The 5093-nt window shown below is 65.8% G+C and carries 4 protein-coding genes and 2 pseudogenes; 4 read left to right on the top strand and 2 right to left on the bottom strand.

Translation table 11 applies throughout. The features are described 5' to 3' along the window. From PGX04_RS09535 to PGX04_RS09525, 3 genes and pseudogenes are all read left to right on the top strand, one after another. Nucleotides 1–382 (top strand): annotated as a pseudogene (locus PGX04_RS09535) (threonine ammonia-lyase); the annotation flags it as partial. A 243-nt stretch (nt 383–625) separates the two neighbouring features. Further along, nucleotides 626–2251 carry a BCCT family transporter gene (locus tag PGX04_RS09530; RefSeq protein ID WP_273738287.1) on the top strand — a complete coding sequence of 542 codons (1626 nt, stop codon included), beginning with the start codon at nt 626–628 and terminating at the stop codon, nt 2249–2251. A gap of 333 nt (nt 2252–2584) precedes the next feature. Beyond that, complete coding sequence (locus PGX04_RS09525; RefSeq protein ID WP_273738286.1) at nt 2585–2851, top strand: hypothetical protein; 267 nt, start codon at nt 2585–2587, stop codon at nt 2849–2851. A gap of 36 nt (nt 2852–2887) precedes the next feature. Here the strand turns inward: PGX04_RS09525 and glyA are convergent, their stop codons facing one another. Continuing rightward, nucleotides 2888–4132 (bottom strand): serine hydroxymethyltransferase, encoded by a 1245-nt coding sequence (gene glyA, locus PGX04_RS09520; RefSeq protein WP_273738285.1) that lies wholly within the window; start codon nt 4130–4132, stop codon nt 2888–2890. A 204-nt stretch (nt 4133–4336) separates the two neighbouring features. Here glyA and PGX04_RS09515 point away from each other — a divergent pair. Beyond that, a pseudogene (locus PGX04_RS09515) lies at nt 4337–4716 on the top strand (Rid family detoxifying hydrolase). An 18-nt stretch (nt 4717–4734) separates the two neighbouring features. Here PGX04_RS09515 and samp2 read toward each other — a convergent pair. Then, nucleotides 4735–4992, bottom strand: a complete 258-nt coding sequence (samp2, locus tag PGX04_RS09510; RefSeq protein WP_273738284.1) for a ubiquitin-like small modifier protein SAMP2 — start codon at nt 4990–4992, stop codon at nt 4735–4737. Nucleotides 4993–5093: the final 101 nt, after the last annotated feature.

Below are 5093 nucleotides of genomic sequence, written 5' to 3'. Positions count from 1 at the left end.
CGGCGCGGCGTCGGTCGCCGCGGTCATCAGCGACGGTCTCGACGTGCGCGGCGAGACGGTCATGCCGCTGCTGGGCGGCGGCAACCTCGATATGACGATGTTACAGACCGTACTCGTTCACGCGCTGACCGACCGCGAGCAACTGCTGCGATTGCGCGTCCGGATCGACGACCGACCCGGCAAGATGGAGGACGTTTCGGGGATCATCGCCGAACACGGTGCCAACATCCAGACCGTCCGCCACGACCGCTCGGCACCCGAACTGGACGTGGGCGAGGCGCATCTCGTCTTCCAGATCGAGACGAGTGGCTCGGGCCAATCGCGAACGATCGTCCGGTCGATTCGGGATCACGGCTACGAGGTCCGGCACGTCAACGCGTAACGAGCCTCGCTCCACTCGCTAACCGGTTCGGTCGACGGTATAAAAGCGACGCCGGTTATTAAGATAAATCTTGATTGGGGTACTTGTTATTCTTCACCACGGTGCATGAGATCATGGCTCGTAATGGCGCACAACCTGTGCCGGTGTGGAACGAGGGGACGTTCGTCGAGTCGTCCGTGACCGAACTCGAGACGAACCGTACGAGAGAGGGAGTTACCGGACGCCGGTGGCGTGTGATCCGCGATGAGTGAGCGCGAACGGGACGAGGACGGAGCGGTCCGAACCTTCCTCGACGAACTCGATCCCACCGTCTTCGGAATCGGGTTTATCGTCGCCGTCCTGGTCGTCGCGGCGTTTCTCTTCCGCGAGAGCCGCACGCTCGAGATCATGGAGGGGACCAACGAGTTCCTGTGGACGAGTTTCGGCTGGGCGTATCTCGTCTCGATGTTCGCCCTCGTGGCGTTCGTGCTGTACCTCATCTTCGGTCCGTGGGGGAACATCAAGCTGGGGGAGGAGGACGAGGAGCCGGAGTTCAGCTTCCTCGCGTACTTCGCGATGCTGTACTCCGCGGGGATCGCGGCCGGTATCGTCTTCTGGGGCCCGGCGGAGGCGATCTTCCACTACTCGACGCCCTCGCCCTTCTCGGGGGTCGAAGCGGAGTCGACGGGTGCCGCCGTCAGCGCGCTCCAGTACACGTTCTTCCACTGGGGGCTCTCGGCGTGGTCGGCGTACGTGATCGTCGCGATTCCGATCGCCTACTTCGCCTACCGCCGGGACGCGCCGATGCGCATCTCGACGATCATCGGACCGATCATCGGGTTCGACAACCTCGACAGTCCCTGGGCGAAGCTCGTGGACATCCTCGCCGTCTTCGCGACCATCGGCGGCATCGCGACGACCCTCGGGCTGGTCGGGAATCAGTTCCTCGTCGGCCTCGAGTACGCCGGCGGCGTCGAGTTCGGCGACGCGGGGACCATCCTCGTGATCACGGGCCTGACCGTGGCATTTACGATTTCGGTCGCGCTCGGCGTCGAGCGAGGGATCCGCCGCATTTCGTACTTCAATATGGCGCTGTTCGTCGTCCTGACGGCCGCGGCGTTCATCCTCGGGCCGACGGTGTACATCATGACCGTCGGGACCCAGGCGCTGGGGGCGTACATCAATGAGTTCATCTCCATGAGCCTCTTTATGGGCGCGGGCGAAACCGGCGGACAGGGTGCCGACTCCGGCTTCGTCGGTGCCTGGACCGTCTTCTACTGGGCGTGGTGGTTCTCCTGGGCGCCGTTCGTCGGGCTGTTCATCGCCCGCATTTCTCGAGGACGGACCGTCCGACAGGTCGCCGCGACCGGCGTCGTCGCGTCGACGGCCATCACGATCCCCTGGTTCGCGACGATGGGCGGGACGTCCATCTTCATGCAGTCGAACGGCCAGGCTGACATCCTCGGGACGCTCGAGGCCTGGGGGTTCAACGAGGCCGTCGCCGGCTACCCGCTGTTCGAGGCACTGCCGGCCGGCGAGTTGCTAACCGTGCTCTTCCTGGTGTTGGTGACGACGTTCTTCGTCACGTCGGCGGACTCCTCGACGCTCGCGCTGGGGATGCTCACCACCGGCGGCAAGCAGAAGCCGTCGACGATCAACCGCGTCATCTGGGGCGGCCTCATGGGCGCGCTAGCCTCGCTGTTGATGGTGGCCGGCGGTACGACGGCGCTGCAACAGGCCGCGATCATCGCCGGCGGCCCCTTCGCGATCATCACCTTGATCGCCGTCGGCGTCATGATCTGGGTGTTCGGCAGCCGTCGGGCGGTCTTCTTACGCGAAGAGGACCGTTCTACCGCTCCGACCGGGCCGACCACCTCCGACGACGACTGAGACGGTCTGCTGTCACTGTTTCTCGGCGCGCCCGCATGGCGGGCCGCGAATGCGCCGGAAATGATTTACAGTAGTCCGTATGAGGGTGTAGCCGGCTCGAGCCGACGGCTGCGAACTCCCTCCGGTTTCCCGCGACGTGTTCTCGCCTGCGCGATTCCGGGGGCGTTTGGTTCGGTCAGCAGTGGTCGATTCGGCCCTCACGGCTTCGGCGGCACCGTCTCGGGACTCGATCTCGAGCTGTCAGCCGTCGGAATCGGAGCCGCGACAGTCCGATCAGCGCGCGGACGGTCGTCAGCACACAATTCTATGCGGGTGCTCCGCTCTAGTCAACACATGGAGCTCGTCTCGACACCCACGCTGTACTGTTCGGAGTGCGATGCGGAGATCACGGACGCGGGGTACCTCCCGGCCACCGAACGCGACGATGAGTACGAGCCACTGGCCGACGCAGCGGTCTGTGACGCGTGCGGCTTCAACGAGATCGGAATGATGGGCTGCGCTCCTGAACTCGATGACGTGATCGATCCGCGTCCCGACGATAGGCTCCTGTACGTCCGCGTGACGGACGACGGACTCGACGTCGTGAGCACGAAAGAGTGAGACGGCCGGATTCGTCCGGACGCGGCCGCGACGGCGCTACCCGTACACGGGGAACGATTCGCAGAGGTCGTCGACCGACTCGGAGACTCGCTCGAGCGTCGCGTCGTCGTCGGGCGCGTCGAGCACGTCGGCGATGTGGTGGGCGACCGACTCGAGTTCCTCGGGACCGAACCCGCGGGTCGTCAGCGCGGGCGTGCCGATCCGGATCCCGCTGGTGACGAACGGTGACCGGGTCTCCCCCGGAACGGTGTTCTTGTTGAGGACGATGCCGACGTCCGAGAGGGCCGCTTCGGCGTCGTCGCCGGTGCGGTCGGGATGGGACTCCCGCAGGTCGACGAGCACGAGGTGCTTGTCGGTGCCGCCGGAGACCAGCGACAGTCCCCGATCGCTGAGAACAGCCGCGAGCGCCGATGCGTTTTCGACGGTTCGGGTGGCGTACTCCTCGAATGCGGGCTCGAGCGCTTCCCCGAAGCCGACGGCCTTGCCGGCGACGTTGTGCATGAGCGGCCCGCCCTGACTGCCGGGAAAGACCGCGCTGTCGACGTCGTCGGCGTGCGCCTCGTCGCACATGATGATCCCGCCCCGGCCGGATCGGATGGTCTTGTGCGTGCTCCCGGTGACGAAGTCGGCGTGCTCGATCGGGCTCGAGTGAACGCCGGCCGCGACGAGCCCGGTGATATGGGCGATATCGGCGAGGTGGAACGCGTCGACCGCGTCAGCGATCTCGCCGACGCGCTCCCAGTCGAACTCGCGCGGGTACGCCGAGGAGCCGCTGACGATCATCGCCGGGTCGACCGCGCGAGCCCGCTCGGCGAGCGCGTCGTAGTCGATGTACCCCGTTTCCGGGTCGACTTCGTACTGTTCGACCTCGTAGAGCTGCCCGGAGAAGTTGACGTGGTGGCCGTGGCTGAGGTGCCCGCCGTGGGTGAGATCCAGCGAGAGGATCGTCTCGCCCGGCTCGAGAGCGGCGAAGTAGACGCCCATGTTCGCCTGAGTCCCCGAGTGCGGCTGGACGTTGACGTGATCGGCACCCCACAGCGACTTCGCCCGCTCGATGGCCGTTCGCTCGACCTCGTCGACGTGCTCGCAGCCGCCGTAGTAGCGCGCACCGGGATACCCCTCCGCGTACTTGTTGGTCAGTGCGGTTCCTTGCGCGGCGAGCACGGCTTCGGAAACGTGGTTCTCCGAGGCGATCATTCCCAGCGTCGACTCCTGGCGCTCGCGCTCGCTCTCGACGGCATCGGCGACCGTCGGATCGGCTTCTTTGAGATGGTCTGGCATACCACACAAATCGGGAAATCCGTCCAAGTATCTTGATGGCAGGTGATCGACCCGTTCAAGAGTAGTCGATATATCTCGAGCAGGCATCGCGTTCCGCTGCGGCCGTCGAAACCGCGACTGTCGGCGACGAGATCGCACCGATCGTCGACGTAAGCGCCCGTATTGACGCAGGCCGTTACGCCCGTTCGAGTGCGAATCGTTCGCATGAAGCGCTGTCCCAGTACGGACGATGCGCCCGCGGCAGTCGGCGCGTACAGTCAGGCGACCGCCACCGACGACCTTCTGTTCACCGCCGGACAGCTCCCGCTCACCCCCGACGGCGAACTCCTCGACGATGCGTCGGTCGCCGACCAGACTCGCCGGTGTCTCGACGACGTCGCGGCGATCCTCGAGGCCGAGGGCGCGAGCCTCGAGAACCTGCTCAAGAGCACCATTTTCCTGAACGATATCGACGACTTCGAGGCGATGAACGAGGCCTACGCCGACTATTTCGAGGAGTCGCCGCCGGCGAGAAGCGCCGTCGAGGTCGGTCGCGTCCCGAAGGTGCCGCCCTCGAAATCGAGGCTATCGCGACGCTCGAGTAGCCCTGTGAGTCGGCCGAATCATCCGCCCTTGATGAGTCGCAACACCGTCACGTGGTCGCTCTCGACCGGCTGATCCTCGGGGACCGGTCGACCGTCGACGAGGACGCTCACCTCGTGGGGACTCAGATCGACCGTGCGGAGCAGGTCCGCGTAGGTCGGCGTCGCGTCGGCGTCGGAGCCGCCAGCGGCGGTAGCGTCGGCATCCGCGGTTCCTGCCACCGCCTCGAGCTCGAGTTCGTAGGTGTCCTCGCCCTTGACGTCGACGGTGACGTACATACGCCGCGTTACGGAGCGATGGTCTTGAGCGCGTCGCTCCGCGCGCTGGCAGGGCCCGCGTCGTCAGTCCGTCGTCGGTCCCTCCGGCCCGGAGCTGACCC

It is taken from the genome of Natrinema soli, from assembly GCF_028618695.1.
Note: the sequence above shows the minus strand (reverse complement) of the source record. Positions and strands in the feature narration are given on the sequence as shown.